Below are 14,018 nucleotides of genomic sequence, written 5' to 3'. Positions count from 1 at the left end.
CTATAATGACATGGTGTCATATGACAATGTGTCATAAAAGGGAGGAACACAAATATGCCTACGAATACGTTTTTTCATTTGCCAGAAGAAAAGCAACAACGCTTATTAGATGCTGCGCAAATTGAATTTTCGCGCCATTCTTTACAAGAAGCGTCAATTGCAAATATTGTTAAATTAGCGGAAATTCCGCGCGGTAGCTTTTATCAATATTTTGAGAATAAAGAAGATTTGTATTTTTATTACTTTGCGACATTAAGAAAAAATAGTGAACGAGATTTAGAGAAACAAATTATTGCAGAAAATGGTGATTTAATCGAAGCCATGGATGTCTATTTCTCCAAAATGATTGTCGAAGTGCTAACTGGGGAGAATGCTTCTTTCTATCGGAATTTATTTGTCAACATGGACTATCGTGCTTCACGTCGGGTGACGGATAATTTAGCGACTGGGGAAGAGGAAAAAAATAGGAAACAGAACTGTCATAAGCATAGAGGAAGAAAAGGCCATGCTGCCTATGCAGAACATCTTTATCAAATAATCGATCGTTCGAAATTAACCATTGAAACGCCAAAAGAATTCACATGGTTTATGCAGACGGCGATGCATGCCGTTTTCTCAACAATTGTTGATGGGTATCGTCAACAAAGAGAAAATCCCGCCTATGATTCAACTGAAGCAGTCAAACAATTAAAAATGAAATTAAATTGGTTGAAAAATGGCGCTTATAAGTAGCAAAAAGGAGGAGAAGTTAGTTGATTAAACTAGTCAAACGGATGTCGTTATGGTCGGTCTTTGCAGCGGTTTTATTTATGATCGTGCAAATTATCGCAGATTTATATCTGCCCACATTAACATCTAATATCATTAATGACGGTGTCGCTAAAGGAGATATTAACTATATTTGGAGTACAGGAGTTGTCATGTTAGGCTTTTCTTTGATTAGCATTGTCGCTTCTATTGGAAATACTTTTTTTGCCACCAAAGAATCACAAAGTTTAGGTAAAAAATTACGGACTGATATTTATCGAAAAGTTGAAAATTTTTCTAATAATGAATTTGACAAATTTGGGACAGCTTCGCTAATTACACGAACAACCAATGATGTCAATCAGATTCAAATGGTTATGCAAATGTTTTTACGTTTAATGATTAACGCACCTTTAACGTTAATTGGTGCAAGTTTTATGGCGTATAACAAGGACCCACAATTAACGAAAATTTTTCTATATGTTTTACCAATTATGGCTGTTTTAGTGGGAGGTATCATGTTTTTAGCGGTTCCGTTATTTAAAAGCATGCAAAAGAAAACCGACCGTTTAAATTTAGTTTTTCGTGAAGGACTGACAGGAGTTCGTGTGATTCGGGCCTTTGGCAAAGCAAACTATGAAGAACAACGTTTTGATGAAGCCAATAAGGATTATACACAAACGGCGATTAAAGTGAATACGATTGTCGCTTTGATGATTCCTTTAATGACACTCATTATGAGTGGTACCAATATTGCAATCACTTGGTTTGGCGGTCATTATATTGCGGAAATGCAACTAGAAGTAGGGAACTTAATCGCCTTTATGACTTATGCCATGCAAATTCTGATGAGTTTCATGATGCTATCCATGATTTTTGTCATGGTACCGCGGGCGCAAGCTTCTGCTGATCGGATTAATGAGGTGCTAAATACTGATTCAGAAATCAAAGATGTACCCAATCCAGAACTACTCTCTCTAAAAGGCGACAAAGCAACATTGGCGTTTGAACATGTTAATTATCGTTACCAGCATGCTGAAAACTTAGCACTGGAAGATATAGATTTTTCAGCAAAATCTGGGGAGACGGTCGCAATTATTGGTGGGACAGGTTCTGGGAAAACAACGCTGGTTAATCTTTTACCACGTTTTTATGATGTTGAATCTGGCAAGATTTTACTAAATGGTAAAAACATTAAAGAAACGTCACAGCATAATTTACGAGAAATGATTGGCTTTGTACCGCAAAAGGCTGTTTTATTTACAGGAACGATTCGTGAAAATATGCAATACGGCGCCCCAAATGCGACCGATGAAGAAATTTGGCAAGCTTTAGAAATTGCGCAGGCAAAGGCGTTTGTTTCAGAATTGGCAGAAGGTTTGGATAGTCATGTCGAACAAGGCGGCGGTAATTTTTCTGGCGGACAACGCCAGCGGTTGGCTATTGCTCGTGCTTTAGTAAAACCAGCAGATGTCTATGTTTTTGATGATTCCTTTTCTGCATTGGACTTCAAAACAGATGCTAATTTAAGAAAAGCCTTAAAAGAGCAGATGACGGATGCAATTGTTGTTTTAGTGGCCCAACGTGTAAGTACGGTTATGGAAGCATCGACAATTTTAGTATTAGACGAAGGGAAATTAGTTGGTAAAGGAACGCATGAAGAGTTATTAGCGAACAACCAAACGTATCAAGAAATTGTACATTCTCAATTGAGAGAGGAGGACCTTGCATGAGTAGTCGACCAAAAGGCGGACCAATGGGCGGTGGACCAGGACGCAACATTGGCGCAAAAGGGCCAAAACCAAAAAATTTCTGGAAAACAGTGAAACGTTTATTTCGATACATGTCTAAACGAATGCTGTCAATTATTGCTGTCTTAGTATTAGCAATCGCAGCCGTCGTTTTCCAAATTCAAACACCAAAAGTATTAGGACAGGCAACAACTGAAATTTTTAAAGGCGTCATGAAAGGCGCTGCTGAAATGAAACAAGGCTTAAAAATAACATCTTTTCCAATTGATTTTGACAAAATCGGTCAAATTTTATTAATTGTTATTGCCATGTATCTTATTTCTGCTGTCTTTAATTTCTTGCAGCAAGTAATTATGACACGTGTTTCACAGCGAACAGTTTATGAATTACGTCAAGAATTAGAAGCGAAAATGAACAAAGTTCCAATTTCCTATTATGATACTCATAGTAATGGGGACATCATGTCACGGGCAATTAACGACATGGATAATATTGCGAGTACTTTACAACAAAACTTAACCCAATTAATTACCAGTATCGTGACATTTGTGGGTGTACTTTGGATGATGCTGACCATTAGCTGGCAGTTAACACTAATTGCCTTAGCAACAGTGCCATTAAGTTTAATTGTTGTGATGGTTGTGGCGCCTCGCTCGCAAAAACATTTTGCGGCTCAACAAAAAAGCTTAGGATTATTGAATAACCAAGTCGAAGAAACCTACGGTGGTCACGTAGTAGTAAAAAGTTTCAACCACGAAGAAAGTGATCAAGAAGTATTTGAAAAAGAAAATGAAAAATTATACCATGCTGGTCGCAAAGCACAATTTATTTCAGCGATCATTATGCCTTTAATGAACTTTATCAAAAATCTAGGCTATGTGTTTGTTGCAGTCCTTGGTGGCGTAAAAGTAGCGAATGGTATGATGGATTTAGGGGATGTCCAAGCATTTCTTCAATATACCAATCAATTTTCACAACCGATTACTCAAATCGCTAATTTAATGAATACAATCCAAGCTACGGTGGCTTCGGCAGAACGTGTCTTTGAAGTATTAGATGAAGAAGAAATGGTGGATGAACCTTCTGGCGTACCAGTGGAAACAGATAGTCCTTATCGTGTTTCTTTTGAACATGTTGCTTTTGGCTATTCACCAGAGAAATTATTAATGAAAGATTTCAATTTAAATGTTAAACCTGGGGAAATGGTCGCAATCGTGGGCCCAACAGGTGCTGGGAAAACAACCCTAATTAACTTATTGGAACGCTTCTATGATATTAGTAGCGGCAGCATCAAATATGATGGCGTAGATACGCGCGATTTATCTCGCGAAGAGTTGCGAGCACACTTTTCAATGGTTCTTCAAGATACTTGGTTGTTCACTGGAAGTATCTATGACAATATTCATTATGGTAATGAGCAAGCGAGCGAAGAAGAAGTGATCCGTGCGGCGAAAGCAGCCCATGTGGATGATTTTGTCAGAAAATTACCAGAAGGCTATCAAACGATTCTAAATGAAGAAGCCAGCAATATTTCTCAAGGTCAACGACAATTAATTACAATTGCACGAGCATTCTTAGCAAATCCAGACGTTTTAATTTTGGATGAAGCCACCTCAAGTGTGGACACTCGAACAGAAATACTGATTCAAGCAGCAATGAATCGTTTATTGGAAAATCGGACCAGCTTTGTAGTTGCTCATCGCTTGTCGACTATCCGTGATGCCGATACGATTATCGTTATGGCAGAAGGTTCAATTGTGGAAACAGGAACCCACGATGAATTAATGGGGAAAAACGGTTTTTATGCTGACTTATATAACAGTCAGTTTTCAGAAGAAGTAGCCTAAAAGGCGAAGCAAAAAAATAGTAATTCATGATGAGGCGTCAGGAACCATAGTCGTAAAGACTGGTTCCTGAAGCCTTATTTTTTTAACAAAAAGTTAGCGAAATTGAAAAATTTCTATTTTCTTTTGAGAAAAACAGGATATTACTTGATGAAATAGCAAGAGATGTATAAAATGGGAGAGAAGAAAATGGAGGTAACAGAAAAAATGACTGAATTTCAATTAGAAAAAGCTGCGACATTAAAAACAATTGCCATTCGTGCGAAAAAAGTTGGCGAAATGGTCGACTTTTATAAAAAAGTAATGGGTTTTGTTTTAAAGTCAGAAGAAAATAACCTGTCTATCTGGGGTACACGTGAAGCAGGAACGCAATTATTAATTTTAGAAGAAACTAGAAAAGCCGAAGATTTTCATAATGAAGAAAAGCAAATGGCTTATTTTTCAATTAAAGTTCCTACGGAAAAAGAATTTTTACAAATTGCTCAACGAGTGCTTGAACAAGACTACCCAATTGATGAAAGTTTCCAAATTGGCACACGTCAAAGCATGTTCATTACTGATCTTGAAGGCAATCAATTTGAGATTTTTCACGATGAAGCAACAGCAAATTCGACTTCTGAAAAGCAACCAATTGTGCTTAAAGATCTTATCAGTGAGGACTTAGAGCCACATCAAGGGTTAGCCGCTGGGTCATATTTAGCGCATGTGCAATTAAAAACAAACAATCAAAAAGAAATAAAAGCATACTATGAGGAAGTTCTGGGTTTAAAACGCAATGAAAAAGATCAATTTGTTTTAGAAGATGGCAAAGCAACTATTGGATTCCAAAAACCTGAAACAAGTGAAGTGGATCAATTACCTGATCCACACTTAGGTTTAGATTTCTTTACCATTAAGCTCTCTGATCAAGAACATATTTTAGCAATGGAGCAACAATTAACGGCAAAAAATCAAGAGTTCTTTATTGACCAGAAAAAAGCGATTGTCACTGTGTTTGATCCAATTGGCTTGGAATGGTGGTTTGTCTTAAAATAAACGCTTAGACAGACAAAATAAGCTTGTTTTAGCAAGTCTGGAATAAAGTCGGAATAAAAGTTTAACGCTGCTTTTGTTCGGGACTTATTCTAGACTTTTCCTTTAATATTAAAAATAGTAGGTGAAAAAATGTACGAAAAAACAAAGTGGAAAATTCAAAATATGATGAAAAAAGGTGTTTTTTCGGGGGCTAGTTTTTGTTTCATTGAAGGTGAAAAAGAGGAGAGCAATTGTTGGGGACTCGCACAAGTAAAACCCACCAAAGAACAATTAACCTCGGCCATGCTGTTTGATGTGGCTTCTTTAACCAAAGTAGTCGGCACCACCACCGTTATTTTACAATTAGTGGAAGAAGGAAAAATTATTCTAGATCAATCATTACAAACCTATTATCCCTCTTTTCAAGATCCTAATATTACAATCCGGCATTTGTTGACACATACGGCAGATTTACAAGGCTATATTCCTAATCGTGATCAGCTGAATGCTCAAGAATTAAAAGACGCCTACAATCATTCATTTCACGCAGGCAAAGCAATAGGTAAAAAAGTCGTCTATACAGATGCAGGGACTATTTTATTAGGCTTTATGTTAGAAGAAATGTTCCAACAATCAATGATAGAAATTTTATCTGAGCGAGTATTGCTTCCTTTAGGGATGAACGAAAGTACGTTTCTACCAAAGAATCCTTTAAACTGTGTGCCAACAGAATTACATGAACAACGAGGGTTGATTCGAGGTGCAACCCATGATCCTAAGGCATTTGTTTTACGGGAACATGCAGGGAATGCTGGCTTGTTTAGCAATGTCTATGATTTAACAAAATTTGTTCGAATGTATTTAAATCGAGGCAGTTATCACAATCTCCAATTCTTAAAAAAAGAGACGATTGATTTGTTACTAGTTAACCAAGTGCCAGCTGCAGATAAACCACGTTCTCTAGGCTGGGATTTTAAATATGATGTAGCTACGCAACGGCCATTATTATTCCATACAGGCTATACAGGCACTTTTTTGCTAATTGATGTGCAACAACAATCAGCGTTTATCTTTTTATCTAATCGAGTCCATCCAGAGGACCACCGGAACACTTATATCGAAGAAAGAGATCAGTTGTTGGCAACCTATTTAAAAGAGAAATCATCAGTTTCAGATGAAATGACTAGTTTTTAGTGATATAATGAGAGCGAATTCAATTTGGGAGGTCACAGTCAATGCAAGAACCATTATTTTTACAACCTGTTTTTCAAGAAAAAATTTGGGGCGGCAATCGTCTACACACGCTATTTGGTTTCGATTTACCGAGCGATAAAATTGGTGAAGATTGGGCAATCAGTGCACATCCACATGGCGTTAGTACTGTTTTAAATGGCGAATTTAAAGGAAAAAAATTAGATGAATTGTGGGCAGACCATCAAGAGTTATTCGGCCATGCAGGTGGCGCTGTCTTTCCATTATTAACGAAAATTTTAGATGCTGAAGATGATTTATCCGTGCAAGTTCATCCCGATGATGCATATGGCCAAAAACATGAAGGCGAGCTAGGCAAAACTGAATGTTGGTACATTATTGATGCAGAACCTGGCGCTGAAATCATTTATGGACATCACGCGAAAACAAAAGAAGAACTAGCTGAAATGATTGAAGAAGGTCGTTGGGACGATCTTTTAAGAAAAGTACCAGTGAAAAAAGGCGATTTTTATTATGTACCAAGCGGCACTATTCATGCCATCGGCTCGGGTATTTTAATTTTAGAAACGCAACAAAGCAGTGATACTACGTATCGGGTTTATGATTATGATCGAACAGATGATCAAGGAAAGTCCCGGGAATTGCATATTCAACAATCCATTGATGTGACAACCGTTCCGGCAAAGGATCCTGACCTCTCTATTCAACAAGAAAATCAAGGACAATCAAGCATTGTTACTTATGTAAAAACAGATTTCTTTAATGTCTATGAGTGGCGTGTCAGTGGGATTCTAAAAGTCAAAAAACAAGCACCTTATACATTAGCAACAGTTATTGAAGGTGTGGGTCGATTGATTACAGAAGATGCTGCAAAAGCAGATGTAGCTACTTTTGATTTGAAAAAAGGCGATAGCTTTATCTTTCCAACAGATATTCCGAGCTGGCGTTTTGAAGGTGATTTAACGATTATAGCTTCAGAACCTGGCAGTCGCTAAAAAAATGAGGAGATCATCAACAGATGATTTCCTCATTTTTTGGCATTAAAACAGTTTATTTTGTTATAAAGGAACGTTTAGGTAAGGCAGCGATAACAGCTGTGACGATGATGACTGATAGCAGACGATCCCCGTAATCTGTTATCAATTGAACCAACAGGACGCTTGCTAACTGATTTAAGCCTAAACCATATAAAAATTGGACAATTATGCTGGAGCCAGCAGAAGTAATTCCACCAAATAAACAAACTGTGATTAAGGAAGAAATCACTGTTCCTGGTATCGTTAACCACAACGTTTTAAATGGTAATTTGGTTACTTTTAACTGCTGATGAAGGAGCAAGCCTGCTAAAATTCCTGTGCAGAGTTGGACAGGTGAATAATACAGAGAAAAGATATCCGTTGTCAATCCAGTTAATAGACTTGTTAAAATACCTGTCAGTGCACCAAAGAGTGGGCCTAATAACGCACCTGTAAAAATAGTTCCCACGCTATCAAGATAGATTGGTAAGCGAAGGAGCAATGCAATGGTACTGCCAAGGTAATTTAAAGCAACACTAAAAGCGATAATTGTAATGATTCGTGGTGTTATTTTTTTCATGGTTATCCCATCCTTAAATTTTTGAAATCTCTTTCGATCTCATCTATTTGTACATTTAAAAGAATGGATAGAAACTTCACGAAAAACTGTTGACTATCAACCGTAGTCAAGACATGACAATTAGCTGGTTGCTGCTGGAAATGATACTGATCGATCATTGATTGCCCCATAGCAATGCCGTCAGGAACAATTTGTCCGTAACTGGAAAAGCCTTGGCAGAGCGCAGGATCAATAAAATAAGCAACCGCTAAGGGATCGTTGATAACACACCCTAAAATACGTTCATATTTCCAATGAAAATCAAAATAAAATTGAGTAATCTCAGCGAGGTAATTCCCCATTTTGGGGTTGAGTCGTTGGCAATAATTGAGAATTGTTGGTGTAAAAACAATTTCTCGTGTGACATCTAAGCCGACCATTTCGATTTTTGCACCTAATTTCTCAAAAACCCAAGCTGCTGCATCAGGATCACACCAATAATTAAATTCTGCAACAGGAGAGCAATTGCCGTGGCTTTTAAAGGTACCACCCATTGAGACAAAACGTTGAAGATTTCGCCCCAGAAGAGGTTCTTTTTTTAAAGCCAACGCAATGTTTGTTAAAGGACCAAGGGCAATGATTGAACAATCGGTGGCTTGTTGAAAGGTTTGTGCTAAATAGTCGGCAGCGGAAAGCGCTTGTGCTTGGATTTTGCTAGTTCTGGGGAAATATGTTTCACCTAAACCATCCATGCCATGTGTATCTTGTGCACTAACAAATGGCCGTTTTAAAGGGCTAGCAGCCCCTTGGTAGACAGGAATATCTAAGCGATTAACTTTTTCCAAACATTTAAAAACATTTTCCACGCCAATCTCCACAGGGACATTTCCGCAAACAACTGTAATCGCTTGGACATCTAGCTCTGGTGAAGCAAGTGCGTACAAGAGAGCAAGCGTGTCATCAATTCCGGGATCACAATCAATAATTACTTTTTGCATTTTTTCCAATCCTCCTTTTTCGTTAACTGCAAATGATAACTCTTGTTAAAAAAGCTATGACTTGAGTTAGTATTGAGAGATACTTAGTTTTTTATTCTGGGAAGTTTCCGAACCAGTCCGAGAAATTCTCGATTTTAAATGCACCTCTTTATCTTACTATATTTTGTAAAGATGTAAATAGTTGTCGGAGAAATGAAAAAGAATCTAGCCCTATATGTAGGAACTAGATTCTTCTTTTATTTATAAAGCGTTTCAGGAATAGCGATCGGTTCACCATATTTTTTCTCTAAAGCGGTCCGAATTAACCGAATCCCTAGATTTTTGTTGCGTGCTAAGATTGGACCGTGGAAGTAGGAGCCAAACACATTTTTATAGACAACGCCTTCGCCATTATCTTGACCGTTATTGCCTTTGCCTTGTTTGACTGTTCCTAAAGGTCGTTCACCTTCGCCTAAAAAAGTCATGCCGTTATGATTCTCAAAACCATAATACGTTTCATCAAATTCTTCATTATAAATTTCAATATCACCAATGAAACGATTGTTGTCTTGGCTCAAAGTGTAATGATCTAACGCACCGATTCCTTTAATTTTTTCGCCTTGTGCGCCGACATAGTAATGTCCTAGAAGTTGATAACCACCACAGATAGCTAACAAGACGCCGTCATTTTCAATATAAGAAGTCAAAGCTTCTTTTTTATTCTGAATGTCTTCTGAGATGATCAGTTGCTCGAAGTCTTGACCGCCACCAACAAAGACTAAATCATATTTTTCGGGATCAAACGGTTCGTAGATACTGATAATTTCTGATCGGAAGGTAACGCCCATTTTTTCGGTTAAATATTTAAGCATCAATAAATTTCCGTTATCTCCGTAAGTATTTAATAAGTTGCCATATAAATGACAAACGACTAATTCTTTAGACACCATTCATTCCCCCTTGAATATACCCTTGGGCTGTTAATGATTTTCTTAATTGCAAAACAGCAGTATAGGTTGCCAAAATATAGACATGATCTGTCGGCAACCTTTTAATTTCTGAAATTACTTGCTCTAAATCAGCAATTTCTAGTAATTTTTCTTCAGGAATACCCGCAACTTTTAAACGCAAGGCCATATCTTCATGGCGATCACCGCCAGCAATTACTTTTGGAATGTCCATATCAGCAAAGGCTTCATGATTACCATCCCAAATCCAACTGACATCAATTCCATCTGCATAATTGGCATTTAATAATGAAACTAGCGAGAAAGAATAAGGGGCTAAGCCCATCATATCAATGACCTGATTTAAACCAACGGGATTTTTTACTAAAACTAACGTACATTCTTTATCGCCAACTTTAATGGTTTCTTGACGTCCAAAAACTTTTTCATCATAAGCTAAGCCTGCTCGGATTTTATCTGGTGCCACCTGATAATATTCTGCTACCGCTGTGGCCGCTAGCGCATTATAAACATTATACATCCCACCAACAGCAATGCCGTATTCTTCGCCATCAATCACAAAATCAGCAGATGTATTATCCATCCGGACCATTTCCGTTAACTGCACATCCAACTCAGGCCGTTTGAAGCCACAATTTGGGCAATAGTAATCACCTAAATTAGCATACGTAATCATTTTATAATGAAGAATATGATTACATTTTGGACATAAAACCCCATCTGTATTGTAATGAGCCAATTGCTCTTTCGGTGGTAAATGATTAAATCCATAGTATTTGCGAGGATTTACAGTTTCTTTTGAATTAAAAATTGGCGAATCACCATTGCACAAAATAGTTGCTTCAGGAGCAGCAGCGGCGCCTTCCATAATTAAGCGATACGTCGTATAAATTTCACCATAGCGATCCATTTGGTCGCGGAAAATATTCGTAAAAACAAATAATTTTGGTTGAATATATTTAGTGACACGGCTTAAACTTGCTTCATCAATTTCTAACACCGCAAATTTCTTTTGTCCTTTTTTCGCCTTGGCATTTAAAAAAGTAGAGACAATTCCTTGCTCCATGTTAGCACCCGTTGGATTTGTTAATACCTCATCAAATTCTTGGCGTAAAATGTTAACAGTTAAAGCAGTTGTTAATGTTTTACCGTTCGTTCCAGTGACTACGACAATTTCATAGTCTTTTGCCAATGTATCTAAAATTTTAGGATCGATTTTTAGGGCTAATTTCCCTGGGTAGCTACTGCCGCCTTTAAAAAATGTTTGTAAAACCCATTGCGAAGTTTTTCCTGCAGCAATTGCTAAATGACTTCGAATCCCCATTTGTTGTCCCCCAATTTCTATATCTTTAATTTTTCGTTATTTTAAATTAAACTCAATCTATCATACCATAACTAAAATAAAAAATTAATTCCTTTTACTTTTTCTTACTATTATTTAAAAAGTCTTTTAGAAAAAGTAGAATAGTGAAGGAAAAAAGAGAATAGACGACTTGTCTTAACAACAAATCGTCCATCGATTTCCATTTTTATTTCGCATCAATATAACTGTATAGCGTATATTTAGAAATATTGAAGAAGTTAGAAACTTTGTCCCCAGATTTAGTGACTAAGAAGGCGCCTTTATTATTTAAAAATTGAATACACTTGATTTTATCGTCCTTCGTCATTAATGGGACCGGCTTGCCAACTAATTTGACTGATTCATGAATTAAATCGTCTAACAACTCATTAACATCCTGAGGAATGTAATCAGGGTCTTTATCTTCTTCAGGTTCTGCAGTGGAAATCAAAGATTTTAAGTTCGACTCTGCAGCAATCAATGTAGTGATGTCGTAGTTAATAGCAAAAATACCATCGAGTTGACCATTCTCATCTTTAAAATACATTGTACTAGATTTTAAAATACGACCATCATGGGTACGGGTCAGATAGTTAATATGATCATTCAACTCACTGGGATCTTTTTTTAAGGCTTCTAAAACTACTTGAGAAGGTCCATCGCCCAGATGACGAGAAGAGACATGACCATTTTCGATGGAAACAATAGAATTGTTAATATTGTCTTCATTGATTTGGTGGATAACGACTTCGCAGTTTTCTCCAAATTGACCAGCTAAACCTTTAGCAATTTGTGTTAAAAAAGTAAGTTTTTCGTCGGATAACATAAATAAGCTCCTTTCTAATGTGCCTGGCACAAACAGTTTTTATAAGATTGTGTCAAATTTAACATAATATTTTTAAATGGAATAGGCAGTGCTAAATCCTTTAATGTCGCGTACTACCTGTTCTGAAAAATAATGATAGCATGATAAAAATAATAATACAAGATAACGGCTGTTAAAATTCTAAAAAATATTTTTTAGGTAGCATTGTTTTTTTTAAGGTAAGGTGATATACTTTAATCAAGTTAATGAGTTCGTTAGTAAAAAAATGCAAGCGCTTCAAATGCTTTTCGTAGGGATATAGATTAGCCAAGCTAGTCAAGCTATATTCGTGAATGATTGAGCGATAGATTTGTAAGCGTTTGCCACTTGTGGGGAATAGGTTGAAAAATAGGAGGAGAATACATGTTATTAATTGGAAATGGGCGTTTAATCACTCGGGATGCGCAGAATCATTTTTTTGAAAATGGGTGTGTGGCGATTGATGGTCAAGTTGTGAAACAAGTTGGAACGACAGAAGAATTAAAACAAGCTTATCCAGAAGCGACATTTATTGATGCTAAAGGTGGAGTGATTATGCCAGGCTTTATTAACATGCACAATCATATTTATAGTACCTTTGCACGTGGGTTAAGTTTAACGAATTATCATCCTAAAAATTTCATGGATATTTTGGTAGATCAATGGTGGCGAATTGATCGTGCCTTGACATTAGAAGACACTTATCAAAGTGGTAAGGTTGCTTATTTAGATAGTATTCGCAACGGTGTTACAACTGTCTTTGATCATCATGCTAGTTACGGAGAAATTACAGGAAGTTTAACCCAATTATCTAATGCAGCGGACGAGTTAGGGATTCGGACCTGCCTTTGTTATGAAGTTTCTGATCGCGATGGTGAGCAGAAAATGCGGGAAGCAGTTCAAGAAAATGCCGCCTTTATTAAAGCCAGTTCCTTAAGAAAGGATGATATGCAAAAAGCGATGATGGGTATGCATGCAGCCTTTACTTTATCAGATGCTTCTTTAGAATTATGTGCAGCCAATACGCCAGATGGGATTGGTTATCATATTCATATTGCAGAGGATTTAGCCGATGTTCATGATTCTTTGAAAAAATATGGGAAGCCGATTGTGAACCGATTATTTGATTTAGGAATTTTAGGAAAACAGACAATGGCAGGCCATTGCATCCATATTGGACCTCATGAGATGGAATTACTAAGAGATACAGACACAATGGTGGTCACGAATCCAGAGTCGAATATGGGGAATGCGGTCGGTTGCCCACCTGCGATGCGCATGTTTAATGAGTACGGTATTTTGATGGGTCTTGGCACAGATGGTTATACGAATGATGTGACGGAATCTTATAAGGTAGGAAATGTTATCCACAAACATCATTTAGCTGATCCAAATGCGGCTTGGGTAGAAATTCCCACAATGCTGTTTGATAATAATCCGCAAATGGCTAATCGCTATTTTAAAACAAAGCTAGGCGTTTTAGAACCTGATGCAGCAGCAGACGTCATTATTGTTGATTATCATGGCCCGACACCAATGACAAAAGAGAATTATAACATGCACATTTTATTCGGCATGAATGGTGGGATGGTCACTGACACGGTGATTAATGGAGAAATTCGGATGCGTAATCGTGAAGTTCAAGGAATTGATGAAGAGAAAGTTTGGCATGATGCGCAAACGCAAGCACAATCTTTCTGGAAACGAGTAAATCAATAGCTTTCATTATAAATAAAAGGAGTGA

12 protein-coding genes and 1 riboswitch are annotated in these 14,018 nt (G+C 37.2%); of the genes, 7 read left to right on the top strand and 5 right to left on the bottom strand.

All coding sequences use genetic code 11. From position 1 onward, the window contains the following. The first annotated feature begins 54 nt into the window (after positions 1 to 54). The 6 genes from AB1I62_RS11620 (at position 55) to manA (ending at position 7,563) form a co-directional block, all read left to right on the top strand. Positions 55 to 732, top strand: a complete 678-nt coding sequence (locus tag AB1I62_RS11620) for a TetR/AcrR family transcriptional regulator (RefSeq protein WP_002388377.1) — start codon at positions 55 to 57, stop codon at positions 730 to 732. 20 nt (positions 733 to 752) lie between these two features. Next, positions 753 to 2,480, top strand: coding sequence for an ABC transporter ATP-binding protein (locus AB1I62_RS11615; RefSeq protein ID WP_002374237.1), 1,728 nt, complete (start codon positions 753 to 755; stop codon positions 2,478 to 2,480). Next, positions 2,477 to 4,345: an ABC transporter ATP-binding protein gene (locus AB1I62_RS11610; RefSeq protein WP_141435603.1), complete on the top strand. Its 1,869-nt coding sequence runs from the start codon at positions 2,477 to 2,479 to the stop codon at positions 4,343 to 4,345. The genes AB1I62_RS11615 and AB1I62_RS11610 overlap by 4 nt, the downstream gene beginning before the upstream one ends. Before the next feature lie 162 nt (positions 4,346 to 4,507). Next, positions 4,508 to 5,377 (top strand): VOC family protein, encoded by an 870-nt coding sequence (locus AB1I62_RS11605; protein WP_002359617.1) that lies wholly within the window; start codon positions 4,508 to 4,510, stop codon positions 5,375 to 5,377. A gap of 129 nt (positions 5,378 to 5,506) precedes the next feature. Continuing rightward, complete coding sequence (locus AB1I62_RS11600; RefSeq protein WP_010777864.1) at positions 5,507 to 6,550, top strand: serine hydrolase; 1,044 nt, start codon at positions 5,507 to 5,509, stop codon at positions 6,548 to 6,550. Between the two features lie 41 nt (positions 6,551 to 6,591). After that, positions 6,592 to 7,563, top strand: a complete 972-nt coding sequence (gene manA / locus AB1I62_RS11595; RefSeq protein ID WP_104845876.1) for a mannose-6-phosphate isomerase, class I — start codon at positions 6,592 to 6,594, stop codon at positions 7,561 to 7,563. A gap of 55 nt (positions 7,564 to 7,618) precedes the next feature. Here manA and AB1I62_RS11590 read toward each other — a convergent pair whose 3' ends face one another. From AB1I62_RS11590 to AB1I62_RS11570, 5 genes are all read right to left on the bottom strand, one after another. After that, positions 7,619 to 8,164 (bottom strand): ECF transporter S component, encoded by a 546-nt coding sequence (locus AB1I62_RS11590; RefSeq protein WP_002356581.1) that lies wholly within the window; start codon positions 8,162 to 8,164, stop codon positions 7,619 to 7,621. Between the two features lie 2 nt (positions 8,165 to 8,166). Continuing rightward, complete coding sequence (locus AB1I62_RS11585; RefSeq protein WP_010777863.1) at positions 8,167 to 9,141, bottom strand: nucleoside hydrolase; 975 nt, start codon at positions 9,139 to 9,141, stop codon at positions 8,167 to 8,169. Positions 9,142 to 9,218: 77 nt separating this feature from the next. Beyond that, positions 9,219 to 9,263: riboswitch (PreQ1 riboswitch) on the bottom strand. A 114-nt stretch (positions 9,264 to 9,377) separates the two neighbouring features. Continuing rightward, positions 9,378 to 10,070 (bottom strand): type 1 glutamine amidotransferase, encoded by a 693-nt coding sequence (locus tag AB1I62_RS11580; protein WP_002356583.1) that lies wholly within the window; start codon positions 10,068 to 10,070, stop codon positions 9,378 to 9,380. After that, positions 10,060 to 11,412 carry a Mur ligase family protein gene (locus tag AB1I62_RS11575; RefSeq protein ID WP_086318029.1) on the bottom strand — a complete coding sequence of 451 codons (1,353 nt, stop codon included), beginning with the start codon at positions 11,410 to 11,412 and terminating at the stop codon, positions 10,060 to 10,062. The genes AB1I62_RS11580 and AB1I62_RS11575 overlap by 11 nt, the downstream gene beginning before the upstream one ends. Before the next feature lie 205 nt (positions 11,413 to 11,617). Next, a complete protein-coding gene (locus tag AB1I62_RS11570) occupies positions 11,618 to 12,256 on the bottom strand; it encodes a transcriptional regulator (protein WP_002381503.1) in 639 nt (212 codons plus the stop codon). Positions 12,257 to 12,658: 402 nt separating this feature from the next. Here AB1I62_RS11570 and ssnA point away from each other — a divergent pair, with 402 nt between their 5' ends. Then, a complete protein-coding gene (ssnA, locus tag AB1I62_RS11565) occupies positions 12,659 to 13,993 on the top strand; it encodes a putative aminohydrolase SsnA (protein WP_367019307.1) in 1,335 nt (444 codons plus the stop codon). Positions 13,994 to 14,018 lie beyond the last annotated feature (25 nt).

This window comes from Enterococcus sp. AN402 (assembly GCF_040719405.1).
Taxonomy (GTDB): Bacteria; Bacillota; Bacilli; order Lactobacillales; family Enterococcaceae; genus Enterococcus; species Enterococcus faecalis.
The sequence above is the reverse complement of the archived record's forward strand: the minus strand, read 5'-3'. Positions and strand labels throughout refer to the sequence as shown.

Excerpts from the sequence above, each read along its gene's own strand:
- AB1I62_RS11620 (WP_002388377.1), top strand. The coding sequence starts at position 55 with ATGCCTACGAATACGTTTTTTCATTTGCCAGAAGAAAAGCAACAACGC.
- AB1I62_RS11610 (WP_141435603.1), top strand. The coding sequence starts at position 2,477 with ATGAGTAGTCGACCAAAAGGCGGACCAATGGGCGGTGGACCAGGACGC.
- AB1I62_RS11605 (WP_002359617.1), top strand. The coding sequence starts at position 4,508 with ATGTATAAAATGGGAGAGAAGAAAATGGAGGTAACAGAAAAAATGACT.
- AB1I62_RS11600 (WP_010777864.1), top strand. The coding sequence starts at position 5,507 with ATGTACGAAAAAACAAAGTGGAAAATTCAAAATATGATGAAAAAAGGT.
- manA (WP_104845876.1), top strand. The coding sequence starts at position 6,592 with ATGCAAGAACCATTATTTTTACAACCTGTTTTTCAAGAAAAAATTTGG.
- AB1I62_RS11590 (WP_002356581.1), bottom strand. The coding sequence starts at position 8,164 with ATGAAAAAAATAACACCACGAATCATTACAATTATCGCTTTTAGTGTT.
- AB1I62_RS11585 (WP_010777863.1), bottom strand. The coding sequence starts at position 9,141 with ATGCAAAAAGTAATTATTGATTGTGATCCCGGAATTGATGACACGCTT.
- AB1I62_RS11580 (WP_002356583.1), bottom strand. The coding sequence starts at position 10,070 with ATGGTGTCTAAAGAATTAGTCGTTTGTCATTTATATGGCAACTTATTA.
- AB1I62_RS11575 (WP_086318029.1), bottom strand. The coding sequence starts at position 11,412 with ATGGGGATTCGAAGTCATTTAGCAATTGCTGCAGGAAAAACTTCGCAA.
- AB1I62_RS11570 (WP_002381503.1), bottom strand. The coding sequence starts at position 12,256 with ATGTTATCCGACGAAAAACTTACTTTTTTAACACAAATTGCTAAAGGT.
- ssnA (WP_367019307.1), top strand. The coding sequence starts at position 12,659 with ATGTTATTAATTGGAAATGGGCGTTTAATCACTCGGGATGCGCAGAAT.